The sequence below is a fragment of the Nonomuraea sp. NPDC059023 genome (genome assembly GCF_042740095.1).
Classification (GTDB): domain Bacteria; phylum Actinomycetota; class Actinomycetes; order Streptosporangiales; family Streptosporangiaceae; genus Nonomuraea.
This window is the reverse complement of record NZ_JBHYIO010000001.1, coordinates 62,845-81,103: the sequence shown is the minus strand read 5'-3', so window position 1 is coordinate 81,103 and position 18,259 is coordinate 62,845. Positions and strand designations below refer to the sequence as shown.

Here is an 18,259-nt window from a genome sequence, read left to right as displayed (position 1 = left end):
ATGAACATATCAGCGCTTCCGCTGTTCCGCGAGAGGCCGGCCAGCCGGATGATCGCGGCAGAGGCGGCCAGCACGCTGCCGCTGGCCGTGATGGTGCTGCCCTATCTCCTGGCCGGGGACGACACCGCGCCGGAATGGGCCCAGTTGCTCGGGCTGGCGATCATCGTCACGCTCTACCTCACCGCGGTGCACACCTGGCGCCTGGTCCTGGCCGGCGGCCTGCACCCGTGCCCGCCGCACCCGCACCCGCGCCCGCTCCAGCTCCGTGTCCGTGACGAGCGGCGGCTGCGCGTCCTGGTGCTCGGCTACCCGGTCCTGCTCGCGGTGCTCCTGCCGATCCCCGCCACCTGGACGGCCTTCTGGTTTTGGGTCACCGTGATCAGTGCGGTCGCGAGCGCGGTCTCCGCCGTCCGCATGATCGTCATGTTGCACCGCCGTTGACACTGGAGGTAGTCGTGGTCAGAAGCTTCACCTCGCGGGCCGCCGGGCCGTACGAGCGTGGTCTCGAGTTCGGTACGGCTCACGCCCGCGACATCGCTCGCACCGTGACCGGGTACCGGATGATGTTCGACGGCCTGGCGGAGGCGCCGGTCCCCATCGCCGAGCCGGGCGCGCGGGCGTTCACCGCGATCGAGAAGTGGGCGCCCGACCTCGCCCGGGAGATCGAGGGCATGGCGGCGGGCGCCGGACTGCCGGTCGAGGACCTGGCCGCGATCAACGCGCGGACCGAGATCCTGGCCACCCTGCCCGCGCCGCCGCGCGGCGAGTGCTCGGCGGCCGTCGTGCTGGGCGAGCCCACCAGGGCCGGGCAGACCTGGGACTGGGCCCAGGCGATGGCCGGGAACTGGCTCGTCTGGACCATCCCCCACCCGTCCGGGCACGTCGTGCGCACGATGACCGAGTACGGCATCGTCGGCAAGATCGGCGTCAGCTCGGCGAACGTCGGCGTGTTGTTCACGTTCCTGTCGCACGCGCGCGACGGCGAGGCGATGGGCGTGCCCGTTCACGTGGTGGCCCGGCGGGTGCTCGACGAGGCCCGCGACCTGTCCTCGGCCACCGGCCTGCTGGCCTCGCCCGAGGTCTCCGCCTCGACCTCGGTCACCGTGGTCACCCCCGGCTCCGCGATCACCGCGGAGCTCCATCCGGGCGGTCCCGCCTGGGCGCTGCCCGACGACGACGGCGTCCTGGTCCACACCAACCACTTCCTCGACCCGGTCGCCGCCGCGGGCGACCAACTGCCGCGGGAGTACCCCGACACGTTGCTGCGCCACCAGACGTTGCGCCGGCGCCTGCGCTCCGGCGGGCCGCTGACGGAGGCCATGGCCGACCATTCCTCGGGCAGCAAGAGCATCTGCTGTCACGTGCCGGCGGGAGCCGTACTCCCGGAGTGGGAGCAGCGCACGCTGGCGACGATCGAGCTCCACGTGGACCGCGGCGACCTCACCGTGCACGCGGGCGGGCCCTGCGGCGCGCGGCCGGCCAGTCCTTCGTCATGATCTCCGTGAGTACAGCAGGGGAAGGACCTCCCTGGGTCCGCGAGACCACGTCGAGCCGGTGACGGGGACGCCGGTCCGGCGTCCCCGCCGCCGATGGACGGTTCAGGCCGCGGCGTTCTGGTGGTTCCGTTCGGCCTGCTGCTTGACCTGCTGGATCTGCTCATCGGTGACGCGCAGGTCGCCGAATTCCTTGACCGCCTGGTAGTAGGTCCAGGCCAGGCCGTTGCAGGTGGAGCGGGAGAGCCCGGAATATCCGGCGCACACCTGGCGCATGTCGAAGTAGAAGGCGTCGTCGATCCGCGGCTTGTTGGCCGGGAAGACGTTCATGGCCTTGTAGTTGCGGTAGCCGAAGTCGTGGCGCCGGCAGGACATCCTGAAGTCGAAGCCGAGCGGCTGGTCGGGACTGCTTGAGCACAGGTCGGTCGACCAGTCGAAGTTGTAGTCGGCCCACGCGGCCTGGTTCTGCCAGGCGGCGCGCCAGGCGGAGGCGCTGCCGGCGGTCGGCTGGGAGAAGGTGGAGAGCGCGGCGAGTTTCTGTTCCGGCGTGACCGCGTGGGCCGGGAGCGCGAATCCGAAGAAGGCGGCCACGGACAGCAGCGCGGATAACGAGAGTAGGAGGGACCGTCTGACCATGAGAACCTGCTTTCACTGCACGGGGGTGCGGAGGAATGCGGTGGCAAGGTTCGCCCGACGACCTAACAATGAAGCGAAGGCGGGGAAAACTAAAAGCAGATCTTGTCCAATTTTTCCAGCAGGGTTTGCAGAGAGTCGCCCTTTACGGTCAGTCGAATTCCGATGTCAGCGGGCCAGCAGCAGCCGCGCCGACCACCCGGCCGACCACAGCAGGAGCAGGCCGACGACCACGCCCCCGCCGACCAGGACCAGCCCGGCCCCGATGTTCGCGCCGATCGTGCCCGCGGTCACGACGCGCGCCCCCGCCCCGGCGATCGCCCCCGCCACCAGCGCCGGTACGAGCGCCGCCCACCACCGGCCGTCGAACCGCCGCCTCCCGGCGGCCCAGATCAGCAGGCCGAGCGTGAGCACCACCACGACCACCGCGCCCAGGCCCACCACCCGCTCGACGGCCGGGTCGATGTCCGGCGGCCGGAACGCGTAGTCGAGACCGGTCCCCTGCGGCACGTCCACACTCAGATCACCGACCAGCCACCACACGGCGACAGGGGTGGCCAGGACGCAACACGCGGCGGCGGCCGCGAGGCCGCCTGCTCTGATCGACATGACTACCAATGTGGGGTGCGCGCGAGGTTCGCGTCCAGCCCCTGCGGCACCCGCCGGCCGGGCATGACTTCCCAGATCCGGCCGGCGGGCCCGCGTGGAGGGTCAGCGCGCGGTCTTGCCCGCGGCTACGCGCGGCTTGGCGGGAACGGCACGGCGCTTGGGCGTCGGGACGCGGAAGACGGCGCCACGGTGGTCGTACTCCTCGGCGCCCTCGTCGTCGAACCAGCGGCCGCCATCGCCCAGGTACCGGAAGGCGAACGCCTGGCCCTGCGGTACGGCTACCGCCACCCTGTAGCGACCGTCGTCGCCGAGCTGCATCGGGTGCGCGAGCGGGTCCCATCCGTTGAAGTCGCCGACGACGGACACCGGCCCGACCTCAGCGGGAAGGGTGAAGAGAACCTCCACCTGCCCCCTCCTGTTGGGTTTGCTGTGAGTGAACATCTTTCTCCCCCGAATAAGATGATTCAGACGATTGCGCGGTCAGCCATACCCCGGCCGACAGTGAGAAACGGGCGATCTTCGCAGTTTTTAGTGTTTACGAGAGGATTCCGCTCCGGGAATTTCCTCATGGGCTAATGACGCGACCCGGTCGGCAGGCCGCCGGCCGCCTCGACCCGGGTCTCGCACCGTCGGGCGCCCTCGCTGGGGACGACCACGATCCCGTTGTCGGTGACCGTGTAGAGCTCGCGATCCAGTTCGGGGTCGAAGCCGATCCTGGCGCCGTCCGGGATGACGGCGTCGCGGTCCACGATCGCCCGGCGGACGATCGCGTCCCGGCCCACCCGTACGTTCTCCATCAGGATGGAATCCGCGACCTGGGCGCGAGCCCCCAGCGTGACCTGCGGGGACAGCACGGAGCGCTCGATGTCCGCCTCGGCGGCGACGGCGACGCCCGGCGAGAGCAGCGAGTCGACGGCGCGGCCCGGCCGCTCCCTGCCGAAGGTCACCGGCGCGAGCAGGTCGTGAAAGGTGCGGATCGGCCAGTGCGCGTTGTGCAGGGTGAAGGCCGGGTCGGGTCCGATGAGGTCCATATGGGCTTCGTAGTAGGCGTCCAGGGTGCCGACGTCACGCCAGTAGCCGCGCTCGCGGGGGCTGACGCCGTGCACGTGGTTGCGCGCGAAGTCGTAGACGTCGGCCCGGCCCTCGCGTACCAGCATGGGGATGATGTCGGCGCCGATGTCGTGGCGGCTGGACACGTCCATCGCGTCCTCCTCCACCGCGTCGATCAGCGCCTTCGTCCTGAACACGTAGTTGCCCATGGACGCGCGGATCTCCTCCGGCGAGTCGGGCAGGCCGGCCGGGTCGCCGGGCTTCTCCACGAACCGCGCGATCCGCCGGCCGCCCGGCGCGCACTCGATCACCCCGAACTGGTGCGCCAGCGCCCGCGGTTGCCGGATCGCCGCGACCGTGACGTCCGCCCCGGACTCCAGGTGCTGGGCGAGCATCTGCGCCGGATCCATCCGGTAGACGTGGTCGGCCCCGAACACCAGCACGTGCTCCGGTGGATCGTCCCGCATCAGGTGCAGGTTCTGGAACAGCGCGTCGGCCGAGCCGGAGAACCACTGCGGCCCGAACTGCTGCTGTGCAGGAACCGGGGCGATGTAGTGCCCCACCTGAGAGGAGAGTTGCCAGCCGCGCGCGATGTAGCGGTCGAGACTGTTGCTCCGGTACTGGGTCAGCACCACGATCCTGAGATAGCCGGCGTTGGTCAGATTGGAGAGCACGAAGTCGATCAGCCGGAACATCCCGCCGAACGGGACGTTCGGTTTGGCTCTGCCCATCGTCAACGGCAGTAGTCGTTTTCCCTGTCCACCGGCCAGCACCACGGCCATAACTCTGCACGAGGTCATGGGAATGACGCTATCTTCGCCTTTCACAGCTCCATTGCAAGAAGGTGCGTCATACCACCAAAGAATCGTTATGCCGCGCATGAGCAACGACCTGCCGTCCGGCGGAAGGGAACCGGCGTGATCGAGGTTGAGGTCATCGACGGGATCGGCGTCGTACGGCTGGCCCACGGCAAGGTCAACGCCCTGGACCTGGAGCTGTGCCAGGCGATCGAGGCGACGCTGCGCGACCTGGACACCGGCGGGGTGAGAGCCGTCGTGCTCACCGGTTCCGGACGGGCCTTCTCGGCCGGGGTCGACCTGGAGCGCGTCGTCAACGGCGGCGCCGGCTACGTGGCCAAGTACCTGCCGGCGCTGAACGGCGCGTTCCGGGCCGTCTTCGAGCTGGGCAAGCCCGCCGTGGCCGCGATCAACGGCCACGCGATCGCCGGCGGCTGCGTGCTGGCCGCCGCCTGCGACCACCGCCTCATGGCCACCGGTCCTGGCACGATCGGCGTCCCCGAACTGCTGGTGGGGGTGCCGTTCCCGGAGGTGGCCCTGGAGATCATGCGGTCCGCGCTGGGGCCGGTCGGCGCGCGGCGGGCGATCCTCGACGGCCGCAACCATCCGGCCGCGGAAGCGCTGGCCCTCGGGTTCGTGGACGAGGTGGCCGAGCCGGGGGAACTGCTCGACCGGGCGTTGTCGGTCGCCGACCGGCTGGCCGCGATCCCCGCCGACACCTTCCGGCACACCAAGGGGCAACTGCGCGGCGAGGCGGCCGGCGAGCGGGAGACGCTGCGCCTGTGGCGAGCGGCCGCCGCCGACGGGCGGATCGAGTCCTTCATGGCCCGCACGGTCGCTTCCCGCCGCCGCTCGTGAGGCGATCTGCGCGCATATGGTGGGAATCATGTTCTTCGAGCCGCCAACGGCCCATGACGAACTATCCGAACCGCCCCAGCCGGGCCTGTCCCCCTGGCAGGCGCCTCCGGCGCAGGAGAGGGGCGCGGTGCTGGTCAGCGATCTGGTGCTGGCCCGTACCCAGAACGTCGCCATGATCGTGCAGACGATCCAGGCCTTCAGCACCGGCTGCCTGATCAACGTGGACGTCATCACGCGGCTGTCCGCCGACGACTCCACCCTCACGCGCGCCATCTACCAGCACATGGCCACCGGCGTGAAGGCCGGCGCCCCGCTGCCCGACGACCTGCTGCGATTCGGCGTGCGCTTCGCCGACGGCTCCAAGGCCACCACCGTCGGGCAGCGGGTCGGCAAGCGGTATCCCCCGTCGTCCGCGCCGCCGCCGGGTCCGCAGGTCTCCTGGCTGCTGCCCGGCATGTCGATGCGCAGCGGTCCCGATGACTCGGGCGTCATCGTCGCCGGGTTGTGGCTGTGGCCCCTGCCGCCCGCGGAGCCGTTCGAGCTGGCCGTGGAGTGGCCCGCCGGCGGTGTCGAGCTCGCCTTCGCCGAGGTGGACGGCGCCGCCATCACGTCGGCCGCCGGACGCTCGCTCCCTTACTGGCCCGACGGAGAAGCTGAGTAGGCAGATCTCGCCGGCCTGCCGTACGCCCTCCGACCGGCAGCCGGACGGCCAGGCGCTGCGAACCGTTCGGGGTGCGCCGTACGTGGTGAGGTCATGATGCTGCGATTGCTCGTGGTCACCGCGCTGGCGGCCGCCATGCTGGTGGGCACGACCACCGCCGCCTGCGCGTGCAGTTGTGTGGAGTTCAAGCCGGCGCAGGCCGTGGAGAACGCGACGGCGGTGTTCACCGGCACCGTGGTGGCGATCCGCACGGTCAAGGGCCCGCCGAACGCCCAGAAGGTGTATACCTTCCGCACCGACAACGTCTACAAGGGCGCGCCCGCCGCCGAGTTCCAGATCGGCGCCGACACCGACAGCCCCGCGTGCGGGTACGTGTTCGACCAGGACGCGCGCTACCTCGTGTTCGCCGGCCCGGCCGAGAGGGTGCCGGGCGCGAGCCTGTCCACGTCGCTGTGCTCGGGAAACATCCCGATCCGTCCGGGCACCGGCCCGCTCAAGGCCGGCGACGAACGCGAGACCACCCACGAGACCATCGGCGGTCCCGTGACCACCGACCTGATCACCGCCCTGGGCACCCCGGTGCGACCCGGCAAGACCGGCAACACCGGCAACAGCGGCACGCCGCAGCCCGCTGTCTTCTGGCGCTGGGTCGCCGCCGTCGCGGTCGTCACGGCGACCACCCTTCCCTGGTACGCCCGCCACAGCACGGCCGAGTAGCTCACATGCGGGACAGCAGTTCGGCCTTCTTGGCCTGGAACTCCTCGGGCGACAGCAGCCCGGCGTCGCGCAGTTCGCCCAGCTTGGCGATCAGCTCGGTGATCTCGGCGGCGGTGTGGCGGGGGGCGAGCGGCTTCGGCCCGCCGGCGGGGATCGCGGCCAGGATGGCGGCGGCGAACGGGAGCGACTTGTGCGTGACGCCCCAGCCGAGGCCGAACACCAATGAGGCCGGGTCGTCGTTGGGGTCGGACGGGGCCACCCGGTCGCGTACCTTCAGCCTGAGCGAGCCGCTGGCCCTCACCGGCGCGTGCCACTCCACGCCGTCCAGGTCGGCGACGCGGAAGCGCTGGTCACCGGCGCTGTACTTGGCCGTCGACGCACCCGACCAGAACCAGGTGAAGGTCACGTGCTCGCCGTCGAACGTGGCCGCGCCGTCCCACGCCTTGAAACCGCGCGGCACGGGCGGGGCGGCGACCAGGAACCGCTCGGCGGGCTCCCTGCTCGTGATCGCGGACCGGAGCTCGTCGGCGTAGTAGTCGGCCAGCGTCTCCTTGTCGGCGGGCAGCACCAGCCGGTACGGGTCCAGCACCTCGGCCAGTTGCCCGGCGGCGGCGCTGATCACCGGATCCGCCCCACGCCTCGGCGTCACCCGGAGCACCACCGTGCCCCGCCTGCCGTGCGCGAGCGACACCCCGGCGATCGCGCTGTGGGGAACGACGCGTTCGCCGAGTTCGGCGAGGAGTTTGCTCGCCTTGGGCCCCGGCCGGATGCGCAGCGCGTCGCTCTCGAAGCCCCATACGCTCTCGGAGCCCGCCAGAACATCCTCCACGCTCACAGGCTAGGCCATCATCGGGCTCACCGGCGGGGCGTGAGCACGGTTCCCAGGCCGTCCAGGAGGCGTTCGAGGCCGAAGGCGAACAGCGACTCCAGGTCGAGCTCCGTCCCCGGCTCGGCGACCTGGGCGAGCAGCGGCCCGTCGACGGACAGCCTGGCCGTGACCCACTGCGTGCTGGTCATGCCGGTGTCGAGTTCGGCGCCGGCCTCGCTCTCGATGTTCACCGCCGTCCCGCGCACGTAGTTGACGAGCGTGCCGTACACGTGCAGGCGGGTGCCGGGGTCCAGGTCGAGGCCGTCGAGCGCGCGCAGCGTCCACAGCCCGTACGCCAGCATCCCCGGCAGCGGCACCGGCCGGGTGATCGACACCAGGCGCGGCAGCCAGGGATGGCGCTGGTAGGCGGCCCACTGGAGCTGGGCGGCCACCCGCAGGTGGGAGCGCCATCCCGGCGGCGGCTCCGGATACGCGATCTCGGCGAACGCGGCGTCGGCGATCAGCTGGGTCAGCTCGGCCTTGGCGTCGAGGTGCCGGTAGAGGGTCATGGTGGCGACGCCGAGCTTGGCCGCCACCGCCCGCATCGACAGCGCCGCCAGGCCGCTCTCGTCGGCGATCTCCATGGCCACGCGGACGACCCGCTCGCGTTCGAGGCTTCCGGCCGAGCGCGCGGGCAGCCGGCGAGCGGCGACCACGGCGCCGACCCGGGCCGCGGACTCGATGGCGCCCGCCTGCTTGAGCGCGGCCAGCGCCTTGGTGGCCGTCGCCATCGCCACACCCCATTCGGCCATGATCGCCCTGGTGGTGGGGACGCGATCGCCCGGCCGTAGCTCTCCGTCGGCGATGCGCCGCTCGATGTCGGCGACGATCCGGAGGTACGGCGGTCGCGGATCGTTCACGACGCCATGCTGCCACGCCTCAGCGATCGGGCAACCAGTTGCCGTGCAGCCCGAGCGGCACCCTGGCCGGAAGGTGGACCCGCGCGACGGGCGCGCCGGTGAAGTCCTGGGCGCTCAGGATCACCAGGTCACTGGCGTTCCTGCGCGGATTGTGGACGTACGTCAGCAGATACCCCTCGTCCTCCCCCGGCCCCGCGGCGGCGAACACGGCCTCCCCCACGGCCTCGTCGGCGCCGAACCCGTGCACCTCGGCCGTCCCCCGCTCCAGGTCATGCTTGACCAGGGCGTTGGTGAACGCGTCGTCGGGCGGCATCCCCTCGGGCGCGAACGGGATCCCGTAGAGGGCCGTCGCCGCCGAGTAGCCGTAGCGGTGGGGCCGGGTGGCGCGCGTCTCGTTCACCCGGGGGAAGTCCTGCGGCCGGTCGTCGACCCGCCGCTGACGGACGGCGTCCGCGGTGATCGTCCACCGGTCCAGCATGGGGCGGATCGCCCCGGGATCGGCGGGATGGAACGGCCCCTCGGCCGTGACCAGGTCGACCACGACCGAGTCGCCGTCGTCGTAGGCGTTGAGCGTGTGGCTGACGTGGACCGGGTCGATGTCCAGCCAGCGCACCTGCCCGCCGGTACGCGGCATGACCCCCACCCGCGTCGGGTGCTCCGGCAGCCACCGGCACTCGAAGCCGTCGAAGCCCAGCGGCGTGTCCCAGAGCACCACGTGGTTCTCGGTGAGCGCGAAGTCGTGCAGGAACGGCGTGCGCGTCATGGGGATCGAGGTGGCCCGCACGACGCCGCCCCCGACGCCGGTCACGATGTACTGGACGACGTCGCGGCCCATCATGTACGACAGCGAGTGCAGTTCGCCGGTGAGCGGGTCGTGCTTGGAGTGGGCCCCCGCCGTGAACCCCTCCTCGGTCCCGCCCAGCGCGCACGTGCCCACGGTGTTCAGCTCGTCGTCCAGCTCGGTGGGCGGCATGCCGCCTTCCAGCATGGCGAAGGTGCGCCGGGCGTGCTCGATCACGTGCACCATGGGCGCGATGCCCGGCGTGCGGACGAACCGGTTGCGGTACCACTCGGCGCGGCCGTCGCGCAGCCGTACCCCGTGCACCATGCCCTGGCCCATGCCCCAGATGTGCACGACCGGATCCTCCACGCCCAGCGGGTTGGGCCCGTTGCGCAGGTAGCGGCCGTTGAGCTCGGCCGGGATCCGCCCGGTGACGGGCAGGTCGTAAGCGGTGACCTCTTCGGTGACGGGCGCGAACGGCCCTTCCAGATACTTCATGTTGACACCGTACGCACGAGCATGCCGATCACCCTTGCGGCAAGGGAAGAGACCGTGCCGTGCACTAGTGCAGACGGCTCCGGCGCTCCATGACGACCGCCAGCCCGAGGCCGAGCGCGGCGTAGGCGCACAGCACCGCGAACCCCGCCCACGGCGCCAGCGGGAAGTAGCCGGTGAGCGCGGTGTAGAAGCCCTCGACCTGCGGGTACTCGCGGGCGCTCTGCTGGATCGCGAAGCCCGCCGAGGGGGTGACCGCCAGCAGCCAGTCCCCCACGCCCGCCAGCGCCAGCGCGTACGGAAGGAAGACGACGGCGACGGCCGCGACGATCCCCGCGGCGGCCCGCCCGAGCAGCGCGCCGATGCCCAGGGACAGCACCGCGACGGCGGCGAACAGCAGGCCGGTGCCGACGATCACTTGCAGGTACGTCGGCAGGCCGGCCGGGAGCGGGTGGACGCCGTTGGAGGGGAGGGTCCGCAGGGCGATCGGCACCACGACGGCGGCGGGGATCACCCCGCTGATGAAGGCGACCGTGCCGATCACCACCGCCTTGGGGGCCAGGCGCCGGCGATCGGCCGTCCCGAACGAGACCGCCACGACGATCACCGCGATCAGGCCCAGGAACGCGCCGACGAGCGTGCGCTCGATCGGCTGCCACTCGATGCCGGGCGCGATGTCGCCGGTCCCCGTGACGGTGAAGGTGCCGCCGGAGCGGGAGAGCCCGCCCCCGTGGTGCGGCGTCACGCCGTCGGGCTCCATCTGAACGCCGATGTCGTCGGTCTTCCACTCGTCCGCCTGCGGGCTGACCTGGTCGAAGACGGCGGTGGCCTCGGCGAACCTGGACTCGGGCCCGCCGCCCGCCATCGTCAGCGCGCCGGGCGAGGCGGCGAACAGCCCGATCTCCACCGTGTCGGGCAGCCCGCCGAGATCGGCCTTGCCCACCTCTGTCCACTTCTCGCCGTCGGCCGACTCGAATCCGGTGAGCGTGTCGCCGGTACGCGTCAGCCGCAGCCAGCGCGGATACCCTCCGGCCGAGCCCGCGACGTCCTCGGTGAAGTCGTGCTGCATGCGCACCCCGTGCCCGGCGGTGACCATGATCGCCGCGTACCGCGACCCCCGCCGGAGGCCGTCCTTGACCATGACCCCCGCCTTGGCCCACGGCACCAGCCCGGGGACGGGCGGCGGGCCCGCGCCGGTCCCGGGCGGCGGCGGCTCCTTGATCCGTCCCGTCATGCCGTTCACCCGGGCGGTGATGCTGCCGTCGCCGCGCAGCGACTGGTGGACGAAGTAGAACTTGTCCTCCACGGCCTGCCCGGCCGGCCCCAGGATGGGCGCGGGGCAGGGCTCCTCGGTGGTCTGGTTGCCGCACGTGGCGCGGGAGGTGGCGACGAGCGCGAGCCCGGCCACCACCGGGATCAGCGCCGCGGCCACCATCCCGATCACCCAGCGGCGGGTCTTGCCGAACCTGGTCCATTCGGATTCCATGGCGGGCAGGTTAGGCAGCGCGACCCCGCGCGGGCGTCACGCCGTGGAGCGATCTTTCCCGTCCCTGGCGCCAGGGACACCGGATCCCCCACGCGATGGACGCGGCAGAATCTGCAGGAGGCAGGATGACCCTCACCTTCGATCACATCTCCGCCGGATACCACCCCGACCCCGCGCTGTCGATGTCGCTGCACGCCGACGCCTACACCGATCCGGCCTGGTTCGACGTCGACCAGCGGGCGATCTTCGCGCGAACGTGGCAGTGGTTGTGCCACGTGGAGAAGCTGCGCGAGCCGGGAAGCTACGTCAGCGCCACCGTGGCCGGCCTGCCCGTCGTCGCCGTCCGGGACGAGTCCGGCACGCTGCGCGCGTTCTACAACGTGTGCAAGCACCGGGCGCACGAACTGCTGTCCGGGTGCGGCGTCCGGCGCAGCATCGTCTGCCCGTACCACGCCTGGAACTTCGACCTGACCGGCCGGTTACGGCGTGCCCGCAACACCGGCGACCTGCCGGGCTTCGACCCCGAGACGGTACGCCTGGACCCCGTCCAGGTCACCGAGTTCGCCGGCATGGTCTACGTCAACCTCGACCCCGGCGCCGCCCCGCTCGCCGAGCAGGCCGGGGACCTGGCGGCGGAGATCGAGGCGCGGGCGCCGGACGTGGGCAAACTGACCCTCGCCCGCCGCCTCACCTACGACATCGCCTCCAACTGGAAGAACGTCGTCGACAACTTCCTGGAGTGCTACCACTGCCACGTGGCGCACAAGGACTTCGTGTCGCTGGTCGACATGAGCACGTACAAGGTGACGACCCACGGCATCTGGTCCAGCCACATGGCGCGGGCGGGCACGGCGCGGAACTCCGCCTACGACGTGTCGGGCGCGACCGTGACCGAGCACGCGGTCTGGTGGCTGTGGCCCAACACCTGCCTGCTGCGCTACCCCGGCCGGGGCAACTTCATGGTCCTGCAGATCATCCCCGCCGGCCCGGAACGGACCCTGGAGACCTGGGACTTCTACCTGGAGACCACCGAGCCCGACGAGGCGGAGCTGGGCAGCATCCGCTACATCGACGAGGTTCTCCAGGTGGAGGACATCGCCCTGGTGGAGAGCGTCCAGCGCGGGATGCGCACACCCGCCTTCACCCAGGGCAAGATCGTGTACGACCCCGCCGGCTCCGGCCTGTCGGAGCACGCGCTCCACCACTTCCACGGCCTCGTCCTCGACGCCTACCGCGACGCCCTGAAGTGACGCTCAGTCCAGGCCGGCGAGCTTGGCGCTGTCGTCCCAGAGCGCCTGGGCGAGCCCGTCGTCGCGGGCCGATTCCGACGGGTCCGGCCAGGTGAGCCCGCCCCGGCGCAGCGCCGCGTACGAGCGTCCGCCCGGCGGCCTCGCCACGCCGAGGGCCAGGTCGGCCAGGGCGTTCCCGGCGGCGGCGCGGCCGTTGAGATACGGGTTGAACCGGCTCACCACCCAGCGCGGCACCGGCGTGCCCAGCACCGACCACGCCACCCGCAAGGGGAACGCCAGGTCCTTGGCCAGCCCCGTGCCGAACACCTGACCCGGGTCGAAGGCGACGGCCGTCACGCCGCGCCCGGCCAACGCGCGCGCGGTCAGCACGGCGCACAGCTTGGACGCGGTGTACGCGTGCTCACCCGCCTTGCGCGGCCGTGGATCGCGGCCGGGGTCGCGGTCCGGGTGCGCCAGCAGATCCGCGTCCGCGTGCCGCGGCGGCGTCAGCCCGGCGCCGGTGGCGGGGTCGTGCGTGCCGCTCGTGGTCAGAACGACGATCGCGCCGTCGGCCAAGGTGGGCAGGAGCAGGCGGATGAGCAGGTAGTGGGCGAGGTGGTTGACGGCGAACGTCGTCTCGAAGCCGTCCGCGCTCCGGCCGGCGGCGTCGGGGCGGATCAGGCCGGCGTTGAGCACCAGGGCGTCCACGGGGGCGCCTGGGGTGCCTGGGGTGCCTGGGGTGCCGCCGAGTCGATCGAGCACCGAGGTCGCGAAGGCGCGGACCGACGCGAGGTCGGTCAGGTCGAGCGGGATCGACTCGCCGCCGGGCGCCGGCCGGCGGGCGCCCAGGATCAGGCGGTCCCCGCCGCGCGTCAGCCGTGCGGCGGCGATCGTGCCGAAGCCCGACGTTCCGCCGGTCATCACCATCGTGGACACGGTGCCCTCCTAGGAGATGGTCTTCACCACGTGACGCAGGGTCTCGCCCAGCTCGGTCGGGCAGGCGATCGCCCGGTCGCCCCGGGGTTCGAGCACGCCGCGCTGCTCGGCCTCGTACAGGCCGGCGAGTTCCTGCGCGAGGGGCTCCGGGAGGCCGGCCTCGACCATCGTGCCGACCCAGCCGGACCGCGGGATGGTGATCACCTGCAGCGTCGTGCCGAGCACCGCCGCCAGTTCCTCCGCGACCTGCCGCTCCGTGTAGCCGGGGGCGTCCAGGTCGACGACCTCGCTGCCCGCGGGCGGCTCCGTCAGGGCCCGCGCGACCACCTTGCCGATGTCGCGCGTGGCGACCATCGGCGTGGGCACGTCGGCCGACTCGCCGAAGACCGGGTAGACGCCGGCCCCCGTGGCGGCGTCGAGCACGGTCTCGACCTTCTCCTGGAAGTGCGGCGAGCGGATCGCGGTCAGCACCGCGCCGGTCTCGCGCAGCAGGTTCTCCAGGTGGTGCAGCCAGCGGATGGGGCCCGTGCCCTCGGCCAGTTCCGCGCCGACCGAGGACAGCATCACCACGTGCGGAACGCCGCTGTCCGCGACCGCTCCGGCGATCGAGGCGGCCAGCCCGCGGTGGTAGGCGTCGGGGTCGTCCGCCGCCGGATCGGTCGGCAGCATGACGAACACGCCGCGGCAACCGCGCAACGCCTCCGCCAGCGCCGCCCTGTCGCCGAGATCGGCGACCGCCGCCTGAGGCCAGTCGCGGCCCTTCGCCGGGTCGCGGACCACGGCCCGCACCGCCTCTCCACCGGCCAGAAGCTCCCTGGCCGCCGCGCCGCCGACGTGGCCTGTCACACCCGTGATCGCGTACATCGGACCGCCTCTCTAAGGTCGTCGATCGAGTTACTCCCAGTGAAGTCGCCCCGGGTAAGACGATCCATATTCGGTACGCTCGCCTCCATTTCTGTCCGTCTAAGCTGATGGTGTGGACCCCCTCGCCGACCTTCTCGACGGAGTCCGTGCCCGCAGCGCGGCTTTCTGCCAGGCGATCCTGGAACCACCGTGGTCGCTGCGGATCGCCGACGGCGCCATGCTCGCCCTGGCCACCGCGCTGCGCGGGCACGCCTGGATCGTGCCCGACGGGGGCGAGCCCGTGCTGATGCGCACCGGTGACGTGGCGATCGTCAAGGGGCCCGCGCCGTACACGATCGGCGACGACCCGGCCACCGCCCCCGACACTATCGTCCACCCGGGCAACCGCCTGACCACCATGGACGGCGTCGACATCACCGACGAGCTGCGGCTCGGTCCCCGCACCAGCGGGCTCACCCCCGACGGCTCGGCGATCGTGGCCAGCGGCACCTACCAGGTCAGCGGCGAGGTGGGCGACCGGCTGCTCAACGCGCTTCCCGCGGTCGTGCTCGTGCCGCGGGCGAGCACGCCCTCCCCGGTCATGGAACTGCTGGCCCAGGAGGTCAACGGCGAGGGCCCCGGCCAGCAGGTCGTCCTCGACCGGCTCCTCGACCTGGCGCTGATCGCGACCCTGCGCGCCTGGTTCGCCCGTCCCGAGGCCCAGGCGCCCGGCTGGTACCAGGCGCAGAGCGACCCGCTGATCGGCCCGGCGCTGAAGCTGATCCACGGCGACCCGGCCCGGCCGTGGACGGTGGCGCTCCTGGCCGAGAAGGTCGGCGCGTCGCGGGCGGCGTTCGCCCGCCGCTTCGCCAGCCTCGTGGGCGAGCCGCCGATGGCCTACGTCACCGGCTGGCGGCTCGCGCTCGCCGCCGACCTGCTGCGTTCCTCCGACATCACCATCGACTCGGTCGCCAGGCACGTCGGCTACGCCAACGCGTTCGCGCTGAGCGTGGCCTTCAAGCGGGTACGCGGCCTGTCGCCGAGCCGCCACCGCACCGGTCCCTAGAGGAAGTAGCGCACCCAGACGTAGACCCAGGCCAGGGCGGTGCTGGCGAGGGTGACGACGATGCCGTAGCGGGTGAACTGCCAGAAGCTGATGGGGTGGCCGGTGCGGGCGGCGATGCCGATGGCCACGACGTTGGCGCTGGCGGCGACGGCGGTGCCGTTCCCGCCGAAGTCAGCACCGAGCGCGAAGGCCCACCACAGGGCCTGGCCGGTGGCGGCGTCGGGCGCGGCGGCGGCGAGTTCCTCGACGACGGGCGCCATGGTGGCGACATAGGGGATGTTGTCGAAGAAGGCGCCGAGGATGCTGGAGCCGAACAGCAGCGAGGTGGCCGCGGCGAAATGGTTGTCGCCGAACAGCTCGATGCTGGCCCGGCCGATGGTTTCGATCGTGCCCGTGTGCACGAGCCCGGCGACCATGACGAACAACCCGGCGAAGAACACCAGCGTGGGCCATTCGACCTCGCGCAGCACGTCGCCGAGCTCGACCCGGCACACCAGCAGCATGACCCCCGCGCCGACGAGCGCGATGATCGAGGGCGCGAGATGGAAGACCGAGTGCAGCCCGAAGGCGACCACCACCCCCGCCAGCACCGCCAGCGAGCGCACGAGCAGAACGGGATCGGTGATGGCCCGCTTCTCCTGCATGGCCATGACCTTGGCGACATGGTCGGGGTTGTACTGGAACGACTTCCGGAACAAGGGATAGGTGAACAGCACGAAGACCGCGAAGATGATCACGACCGCGGGCGCCATGTGCACGAGGAAGTCGTTGAACGTCAGCCCGGCCCGGCTGCCGATGATGATGTTGGGCGGATCCCCGATGAGCGTGGCCGCCCCGCCGATGTTGGAGGCCAGAACCTCCGCGATCAGGTACGGCTGCGCCGGAATCCGCAACCGCCCGCACACCATCACGGTCACCGGCGCGACCAGCATGATCGTGGTGACGTTGTCCAGGAACGGCGAGGCGATGGCGGTGATCGCCATGAGCATCACCATCAGCCGGTACGGCCGGCCCTTCGACCGTTTGGCCGCCCAGATCGCCAGGTAGTCGAACAGCCCGGTCTGCTTGATCACCCCAACGATGATCATCATGCCGAGCAGGAGGAAGATGACGTTCCAGTCGACGCCGGCGTGCTCGTTGAAGAAGACGTCGGACCCCGGCGCCAGCCCGAGCACGGTCATGAGCCCGGCGGCGATGAGGACGACCTTGACCTTGTCGGCCTTCTCCGTGGCGATGAAGAAGAACGCCACGACGAAGATGGCCAGGGCCACGATGGCGCTCATCCTGGCCGGGCGGAGGCTCGCGGGGCGTGGCCGGGCATGACGGGCAGACCTCCTGGCGGCGGTGAGGTGGTGGGGGGCGGGCGCGCGGTCAGTCGGACGAGTCGGACGGGCCGATGATGGCCAGGCTCGTCAGCAGGCGTTCGAGGGTGATCGCGCCGGTCAGCGTGCCGTCGTGGGCGACGACGGCGACCAGCGGGCTGCGGGTGCGCGCCATGAGCGCGGCCACCTCCAGCAGGGTGGCGTCCTTGGCGACGGTGGCCGGCCGGCCGATGGGCGTGGGCAGGCAGTCGCCGACGGTCAGGCTCCCGAGCTCCTGCCAGAACACGTCGGCCTCCGCCTCGTCGAGCGTTCCGGCCAGGGCGTGGTCCTCGCGGATCGAGGCGGGGATGGCCAGGCGCAGCACCTGGGTGCCGGGCAGCACGGTCGCCGGCCTGGTGTGGTCGTCGACGACGATGAGGCCGGGCAGCCGGTTGACGACCATGAGCCGCACGGCCCGTACGACGGGGTCGCGGACGGTCACGGTGGGCAGTCGGACGGCGATGTCGCGCGCTTGCATGGCACCATCCACGCTGGCGGGGTGAAGGCTGGTCGAAGGTCTGGCGGTCATGAGGCGCGCACCTCCATACGTTCCAGGCGACGTTCCAGGGCGGCCAGGCGGTCGGCGGTCTTGCGGCTGTTCAGCAGCTCGGCGAGCTGGTCGGCTTCGTCGCCGTCGAGCGTGACGGCCACGAGCGGCTGGTCGGCCTCGCCGGTGCCGTACACGTGCAGGTGTCGGCGCTGCGCGTGGTCGACGAGCACGCTGAGGCGTTCCCCGGCGCGGGTGCGCAGGTGGTGAAGGTCGCCGGTGCCGGGCACGGTCGTGTGATGGATCTCCATGGGTGCACCTTCGTCAGTCGGGACGGTGTGCCGGTCGCGCGCCCACCGCAGGAGGGCGGGCCCGGCCCGCAGCTCCAGGCGGGCCGGCTCGACCCGGCCCACGCCCAGGCCCAGGCGGGCGACCCGGGCCTGAAGCCCGCGGCGCAGCAGGCGGCTCACGTTCTCGGGCGATCGGGCCAGCTCGTCCAGGGTGGCGGCGGCCACGCGGGCGACGACCTGGCGTTCCAGCTCCTCCGCGGCGTAGGCGAGCGGCGGGCGGGCGGCCAGCGCGTAGGCGGCGCGGTCGGTGACGCCGACGTGGGCGACGGCGCTCACCCGCACCGGCAGGCCGTCGCGGGTGCGGGCCGGCAGCGCGAACGCCTCGACGAGTTCGGCGCCCGCGGGCACCGGGCGGGTGCGGTCGAGGAACGGGATGACGACCACCGGTCCTCGCCGCCGCACCGCGACCGCCCGGCCGTAACGCAGCACGACCAGGTGATGGCCCCGGGGGACGGACCGCAACGCAGCGGCCAGCAGAAGGATGAGCGCCGCGGCCGCGACGATCCAGGACGTGTCCGTGCCGCGCATCGTCACCTCCTTACGGTCCGCCCCTTTTCTCCGGGGAGGTGATCAGTCTCGCCAGCGGCCCCCACCTGCGGCTATCGGGGCTGACCCGCACATCGGCGGGGTCGTGGCCCGTATCTTCCGCCGTGGCCGGGCCGGTCGTTGGACATCGCGG

20 protein-coding genes are annotated in these 18,259 nt (G+C 71.8%); 7 read left to right on the top strand and 13 right to left on the bottom strand.

The genetic code is table 11. The features are described 5' to 3' along the window. A complete protein-coding gene (locus ACFWYW_RS00415; RefSeq protein WP_379620148.1) occupies positions 1-441 on the top strand; it encodes a hypothetical protein in 441 nt (146 codons plus the stop codon). Positions 442-455: 14 nt separating this feature from the next. Continuing rightward, positions 456-1,496 carry a C45 family autoproteolytic acyltransferase/hydolase gene (locus ACFWYW_RS00410; RefSeq protein WP_379620146.1) on the top strand — a complete coding sequence of 347 codons (1,041 nt, stop codon included), beginning with the start codon at positions 456-458 and terminating at the stop codon, positions 1,494-1,496. A gap of 102 nt (positions 1,497-1,598) precedes the next feature. Here ACFWYW_RS00410 and ACFWYW_RS00405 read toward each other — a convergent pair whose 3' ends face one another. The 4 genes from ACFWYW_RS00405 to ACFWYW_RS00390 all read right to left on the bottom strand — a co-directional run bounded on the left by ACFWYW_RS00405 (position 1,599) and on the right by ACFWYW_RS00390 (position 4,585). After that, complete coding sequence (locus ACFWYW_RS00405; RefSeq protein WP_379620144.1) at positions 1,599-2,129, bottom strand: phospholipase; 531 nt, start codon at positions 2,127-2,129, stop codon at positions 1,599-1,601. Between the two features lie 165 nt (positions 2,130-2,294). After that, positions 2,295-2,735: a hypothetical protein gene (locus ACFWYW_RS00400; RefSeq protein ID WP_379620142.1), complete on the bottom strand. Its 441-nt coding sequence runs from the start codon at positions 2,733-2,735 to the stop codon at positions 2,295-2,297. A 102-nt stretch (positions 2,736-2,837) separates the two neighbouring features. Continuing rightward, positions 2,838-3,140, bottom strand: a complete 303-nt coding sequence (locus tag ACFWYW_RS00395) for an isoamylase early set domain-containing protein (protein ID WP_379620140.1) — start codon at positions 3,138-3,140, stop codon at positions 2,838-2,840. Positions 3,141-3,307: 167 nt separating this feature from the next. Then, the gene (locus ACFWYW_RS00390; RefSeq protein ID WP_379620138.1) at positions 3,308-4,585 is read right to left on the bottom strand and encodes a glucose-1-phosphate adenylyltransferase; all 1,278 of its coding nucleotides are present in this window, start codon (positions 4,583-4,585) and stop codon (positions 3,308-3,310) included. 117 nt (positions 4,586-4,702) lie between these two features. Here ACFWYW_RS00390 and ACFWYW_RS00385 point away from each other — a divergent pair, with 117 nt between their 5' ends. The 3 genes from ACFWYW_RS00385 to ACFWYW_RS00375 all read left to right on the top strand — a co-directional run bounded on the left by ACFWYW_RS00385 (position 4,703) and on the right by ACFWYW_RS00375 (position 6,818). Next, on the top strand, positions 4,703-5,440 hold the full coding sequence (locus ACFWYW_RS00385) for an enoyl-CoA hydratase/isomerase family protein (protein ID WP_379620137.1): 738 nt from the start codon (positions 4,703-4,705) through the stop codon (positions 5,438-5,440). Positions 5,441-5,468: 28 nt separating this feature from the next. Continuing rightward, entirely contained in the window at positions 5,469-6,101 is a 633-nt protein-coding gene (locus ACFWYW_RS00380; protein ID WP_379620135.1) for a hypothetical protein, read from the top strand. Positions 6,102-6,194: 93 nt separating this feature from the next. Continuing rightward, a complete protein-coding gene (locus ACFWYW_RS00375) occupies positions 6,195-6,818 on the top strand; it encodes a hypothetical protein (RefSeq protein ID WP_379620133.1) in 624 nt (207 codons plus the stop codon). 1 nt (position 6,819) lies between these two features. Here the strand turns inward: ACFWYW_RS00375 and ACFWYW_RS00370 are convergent, their stop codons facing one another. From ACFWYW_RS00370 to ACFWYW_RS00355, 4 genes are all read right to left on the bottom strand, one after another. Continuing rightward, complete coding sequence (locus ACFWYW_RS00370; protein ID WP_379620131.1) at positions 6,820-7,647, bottom strand: DUF4429 domain-containing protein; 828 nt, start codon at positions 7,645-7,647, stop codon at positions 6,820-6,822. Positions 7,648-7,673: 26 nt separating this feature from the next. Beyond that, positions 7,674-8,546 carry a GntR family transcriptional regulator gene (locus tag ACFWYW_RS00365; protein WP_379620129.1) on the bottom strand — a complete coding sequence of 291 codons (873 nt, stop codon included), beginning with the start codon at positions 8,544-8,546 and terminating at the stop codon, positions 7,674-7,676. A 19-nt stretch (positions 8,547-8,565) separates the two neighbouring features. Continuing rightward, the gene (locus tag ACFWYW_RS00360) at positions 8,566-9,825 is read right to left on the bottom strand and encodes a carotenoid oxygenase family protein (protein ID WP_379620127.1); all 1,260 of its coding nucleotides are present in this window, start codon (positions 9,823-9,825) and stop codon (positions 8,566-8,568) included. 64 nt (positions 9,826-9,889) lie between these two features. Beyond that, positions 9,890-11,308, bottom strand: a complete 1,419-nt coding sequence (locus tag ACFWYW_RS00355) for a hypothetical protein (RefSeq protein ID WP_379620125.1) — start codon at positions 11,306-11,308, stop codon at positions 9,890-9,892. Between the two features lie 125 nt (positions 11,309-11,433). Between ACFWYW_RS00355 and ACFWYW_RS00350 the strand changes: the two genes are divergently transcribed. Next, entirely contained in the window at positions 11,434-12,558 is a 1,125-nt protein-coding gene (locus ACFWYW_RS00350) for an SRPBCC family protein (RefSeq protein WP_379620123.1), read from the top strand. A 3-nt stretch (positions 12,559-12,561) separates the two neighbouring features. Here ACFWYW_RS00350 and ACFWYW_RS00345 read toward each other — a convergent pair whose 3' ends face one another. Then, positions 12,562-13,464 (bottom strand): SDR family NAD(P)-dependent oxidoreductase, encoded by a 903-nt coding sequence (locus ACFWYW_RS00345; protein WP_379620259.1) that lies wholly within the window; start codon positions 13,462-13,464, stop codon positions 12,562-12,564. A gap of 18 nt (positions 13,465-13,482) precedes the next feature. Next, the gene (locus ACFWYW_RS00340) at positions 13,483-14,337 is read right to left on the bottom strand and encodes an NAD(P)H-binding protein (protein ID WP_379620121.1); all 855 of its coding nucleotides are present in this window, start codon (positions 14,335-14,337) and stop codon (positions 13,483-13,485) included. 112 nt (positions 14,338-14,449) lie between these two features. Here ACFWYW_RS00340 and ACFWYW_RS00335 point away from each other — a divergent pair, with 112 nt between their 5' ends. Then, positions 14,450-15,382 (top strand): AraC family transcriptional regulator, encoded by a 933-nt coding sequence (locus ACFWYW_RS00335; RefSeq protein WP_379620119.1) that lies wholly within the window; start codon positions 14,450-14,452, stop codon positions 15,380-15,382. Here ACFWYW_RS00335 and ACFWYW_RS00330 read toward each other — a convergent pair. The 3 genes from ACFWYW_RS00330 to ACFWYW_RS00320 all read right to left on the bottom strand — a co-directional run bounded on the left by ACFWYW_RS00330 (position 15,379) and on the right by ACFWYW_RS00320 (position 18,108). Next, positions 15,379-16,665, bottom strand: a complete 1,287-nt coding sequence (locus tag ACFWYW_RS00330) for an SLC13 family permease (protein WP_379620118.1) — start codon at positions 16,663-16,665, stop codon at positions 15,379-15,381. The genes ACFWYW_RS00335 and ACFWYW_RS00330 overlap by 4 nt on opposite strands. An 88-nt stretch (positions 16,666-16,753) precedes the next feature. Then, positions 16,754-17,221, bottom strand: a complete 468-nt coding sequence (locus ACFWYW_RS00325) for a CBS domain-containing protein (protein WP_379620116.1) — start codon at positions 17,219-17,221, stop codon at positions 16,754-16,756. 47 nt (positions 17,222-17,268) lie between these two features. Beyond that, positions 17,269-18,108: an SPFH domain-containing protein gene (locus tag ACFWYW_RS00320; protein ID WP_379620114.1), complete on the bottom strand. Its 840-nt coding sequence runs from the start codon at positions 18,106-18,108 to the stop codon at positions 17,269-17,271. Positions 18,109-18,259: the final 151 nt, after the last annotated feature.

What these genes read in the sequence shown, in the direction of transcription:
- ACFWYW_RS00415 (WP_379620148.1), top strand. Translation starts at nt 1, where the DNA reads ATGAACATATCAGCGCTTCCGCTGTTCCGCGAGAGGCCGGCCAGCCGG.
- ACFWYW_RS00405 (WP_379620144.1), bottom strand. Translation starts at nt 2,129, where the DNA reads ATGGTCAGACGGTCCCTCCTACTCTCGTTATCCGCGCTGCTGTCCGTG.
- ACFWYW_RS00400 (WP_379620142.1), bottom strand. Translation starts at nt 2,735, where the DNA reads ATGTCGATCAGAGCAGGCGGCCTCGCGGCCGCCGCCGCGTGTTGCGTC.
- ACFWYW_RS00390 (WP_379620138.1), bottom strand. Translation starts at nt 4,585, where the DNA reads ATGACCTCGTGCAGAGTTATGGCCGTGGTGCTGGCCGGTGGACAGGGA.
- ACFWYW_RS00380 (WP_379620135.1), top strand. Translation starts at nt 5,469, where the DNA reads ATGTTCTTCGAGCCGCCAACGGCCCATGACGAACTATCCGAACCGCCC.
- ACFWYW_RS00375 (WP_379620133.1), top strand. Translation starts at nt 6,195, where the DNA reads ATGATGCTGCGATTGCTCGTGGTCACCGCGCTGGCGGCCGCCATGCTG.
- ACFWYW_RS00360 (WP_379620127.1), bottom strand. Translation starts at nt 9,825, where the DNA reads ATGAAGTATCTGGAAGGGCCGTTCGCGCCCGTCACCGAAGAGGTCACC.
- ACFWYW_RS00355 (WP_379620125.1), bottom strand. Translation starts at nt 11,308, where the DNA reads ATGGAATCCGAATGGACCAGGTTCGGCAAGACCCGCCGCTGGGTGATC.
- ACFWYW_RS00350 (WP_379620123.1), top strand. Translation starts at nt 11,434, where the DNA reads ATGACCCTCACCTTCGATCACATCTCCGCCGGATACCACCCCGACCCC.
- ACFWYW_RS00345 (WP_379620259.1), bottom strand. Translation starts at nt 13,464, where the DNA reads ATGGTGATGACCGGCGGAACGTCGGGCTTCGGCACGATCGCCGCCGCA.
- ACFWYW_RS00340 (WP_379620121.1), bottom strand. Translation starts at nt 14,337, where the DNA reads ATGTACGCGATCACGGGTGTGACAGGCCACGTCGGCGGCGCGGCGGCC.
- ACFWYW_RS00330 (WP_379620118.1), bottom strand. Translation starts at nt 16,665, where the DNA reads ATGAGCGCCATCGTGGCCCTGGCCATCTTCGTCGTGGCGTTCTTCTTC.
- ACFWYW_RS00325 (WP_379620116.1), bottom strand. Translation starts at nt 17,221, where the DNA reads ATGCAAGCGCGCGACATCGCCGTCCGACTGCCCACCGTGACCGTCCGC.
- ACFWYW_RS00320 (WP_379620114.1), bottom strand. Translation starts at nt 18,108, where the DNA reads ATGCGCGGCACGGACACGTCCTGGATCGTCGCGGCCGCGGCGCTCATC.